A 3,086-nucleotide genomic window follows, 5' to 3' on the forward strand; every position below is an offset into this window, starting at 1 on the left:
GAGGCTAGTAAATAAGCTACTTGTATATACAGTTTATTACCTCGGTCTTCACAAACAAAATCAATTTCTTGATTTCCTATTTTACCAACAGTAACACTATAACCGCGACGTAAAAGTTCCATATAGATGATATTTTCTAATATAAGATTAATATCTTTTAAATTACTGCCATATACAGCTTCTTTAATTCTGTAATCAGCTACATAGTATTTTTCATTGACAGTAAGTATTTTTTTACCTTGTAAATCTTGTCGTTTTACTTGATAAAAAAGGAACGCATTAGTACAGGCTTTGATATAACTCAATATAGTTTCTGGTGATACAGAACAATCTTCGCTTTTTAGAAATTTGGAAATAGATGTTGAGGAAAAGGTTGTTCCAATATTAGAAGTTACATAAGCAATAATTCATTCCAGTAAATCAACATCTCGAATACTGTTACGTTTAATAATATCTTTTAACTCTACGGAGTTAAATAAGTCACGTAAATCTTGTCGGCTAGCTGCTTCATCATAATGAAGGTTGCTTAAATAGGGCATACCACCGGCTGTCACATATTTGTTGAAGCACTCATGTAAATTAACATTTGGATAGATAGTGTGGTAAAGTTCGATAAACTCTGCAAAGGAAAAAGGATAGATTACAAATTCAACATATCGCCCAGCTAGATAAGTAGCTAATTTGCCAGAAAGTAATTTAGCATTGGAACCAGTAATATAAATATCACAATCTAGTTCTACTCTAAAGGAATTGATACATTTTTCCCAACCTTCTACTTCTTGGATTTCATCAAAGAAAAGATATACTTTACCCTGTATTTTTGAAGCAAGGCGGATAATTTCATCATGTAATGATTTAGCATTGCATAGATGAACATTGCTCATATTTTCAAAATTGATTGAAATAAATTGACTGTTATTAACATTGGCTGTACATAACTCTTCTTTAATCAGGTCTAGCACAACTGATTTTCCACTACCGCGGATTCCCGTTAGGACTTTTACAAGATTGGTTCCAATAAAAGGACGAATTTTGCTCATGTATGTTTCTCGTTTGATCACAATCATTTTCAATAAACATAGTAAAGCTATTAAATGTATTGAATATTGCATATTTTCCTATAATTTTAAAATCCTTTACAGACTGATAATCATAGAAAGCAGTTTCGTTTTCTTTTGTTATTAACTGATATTGATTGTTTGAAATATATATTTTAGCGATTCTTTTACAATTACTTAAATTAGTAAAAACTAAACTAATAAAAAATATAGTATAAATAAAGGTGGTAATTTTTATACCGGTAATAAAAACTGAATTATTAAAAGTTGTATCAAATATATTTCCAACGATCATAATTAAAAATAATAAGATTAAAACAGCTAATAGTTTTAAATGTCTAATGGTTATAAGAAACAGTTTAATTAAATTATTATTAATTAGTTTTAATTGTTCACTATCATTAACTTCTTTAAGATCATGGCTTGCAGTATTGTTTTTAATTTTATTAAAAGTAGCTAAAAGATATTCTTTTTGTTTTTCATTTAGTTGTTCGTCGCTGAAAAAGCTACAATCCAGCATAATTAAAAAATGCCATCTTTTCTAAAAATAAGAGAATAATATTGATTTGTTAAAACATTATTTTCTATAAAAGTAATTTTACGGTCATCATAAACAAAAGTGATTTTATTAGTATTTATATTAATAAAATTTAATTTATGTTTTAAAAGTTTAATTCGATGAGTAAGTATATAAGTAAGCATAAATAATTAATACTACAAATAGATAAATGACTTTTATTAGTAAATTACTATTTTCAAGATTTTCTGTTCCATACGGTGGAAAAAATGTTATTGAACATGATATTCCAACCAACAAAATAATTACAAAAAATTGATCTTTATTGAAATTATGATAGTCTTTTAGACAAAATAAGAGTAAAATGAAAATAAAAGAGGGAAGATGGTGGAAAGATGATTAAGCACTTAATGATAATCTATAAAAAAAGAAAACAATATTTTGAAGGAATTGGTAAAATTGTAGCAAAAGATAATTTAAATAGTGCTTTTTTAGTCAGTATAGGGATTGTGATATTATTAACTTTCTTTATTCTTTTGGCTCCTTTAATTATTAAAGGCTGGGTCATTACACCTTATCATATTACTTTTTTTGTAAGTTCCCTTGTATTGTGTGCAATTATGACAAAAATCAGGAAACGAAATATGAGTTATCGTGGGACAAATACTTTTTGTATTTTGATGATCATTTATATTTTTTCATTTATTTATTTAATTGATACATTTGGAGCTGTTAATCGCCCGACCTGTTTTGTTCCGGCTAGCTATATTGCTTTATTTTCTATTTTCACGTTACCATACTGGTTGTCTTATGGCTTATTGTTACTTTTTGAATTGGTTTATATTATAACTGTTTTAGAAATTAAGCCAATATTTATTGGTCAATATGATATTTACATTTCTTTGGTGGGTATTTTTTGTGCTTTTTTTACAACAACTTTCACTATGTCTTTGAAGATGAAAGCATATAAAAATCAAATCAAATACCATGATCTTTCATCAAAAGATGAATTAACCGATGTGTATAATCGTCGAGGTGGAATTAATCTAGCGAAGGAATATATTCGCCAACATAACCCATATACGCTATGTACCTTTATTATTATTGATTTAGATGATTTTAAAGAAGTTAATGATACTAAAGGACATCAAAATGGAGATAAAGTATTAAATTATATGGGAAAAATTTTAAGGAAAGAATTCCGTGAGACAGATATTGTTGTTCGTTTTGGTGGTGATGAGTTTATTGTTCTGGTTAAAGGGATTGCTTCTAAAAGTGTAGCTTTAAAGAAATGTTCAAATATTCAACATAGCTTTTCTAAATGGGCTCTTCATCATATGAAAATGGATATTGGCTGTAGTTATGGCATTGCTTTAGTTGATCGGAAAAATGTCAAATATGATAAACTGTTTCATCAGGTGGATCAAGCTTTATATGAGGCAAAAGCTAATCAAGGAAAAAGAAAAAGTGTAATTGTAGAATATCAGGAAGATAGTGCTTGTGATGAAAAA

Annotated in this window: 3 protein-coding genes and 1 pseudogene; 1 reads left to right on the top strand and 3 read right to left on the bottom strand. The window is 27.6% G+C overall.

Annotation, left to right across the window (positions count from 1 at the left end):
* From J7M77_RS08340 to J7M77_RS08350, 3 genes and pseudogenes are all read right to left on the bottom strand, one after another.
* Positions 1–305, bottom strand: a pseudogene (locus J7M77_RS08340) (ATPase); the annotation flags it as partial.
* Between the two features lie 102 nt (positions 306–407).
* A complete protein-coding gene (locus J7M77_RS08345; protein WP_296877404.1) occupies positions 408–962 on the bottom strand; it encodes an AAA family ATPase in 555 nt (184 codons plus the stop codon).
* Positions 963–975: 13 nt separating this feature from the next.
* Positions 976–1,578 carry a hypothetical protein gene (locus tag J7M77_RS08350; protein ID WP_296877406.1) on the bottom strand — a complete coding sequence of 201 codons (603 nt, stop codon included), beginning with the start codon at positions 1,576–1,578 and terminating at the stop codon, positions 976–978.
* A 392-nt stretch (positions 1,579–1,970) separates the two neighbouring features.
* On the opposite strand from J7M77_RS08350, the gene J7M77_RS08355 reads away from it, so the two are divergent.
* A partial coding sequence (locus J7M77_RS08355) for a GGDEF domain-containing protein (RefSeq protein ID WP_296877408.1) occupies positions 1,971–3,086 on the top strand: 1,116 nt, incomplete at its 3' end.

This window comes from Thomasclavelia sp., from assembly GCF_017889095.1.
GTDB lineage: Bacteria > Bacillota_I > Bacilli_A > Erysipelotrichales > Coprobacillaceae > Thomasclavelia.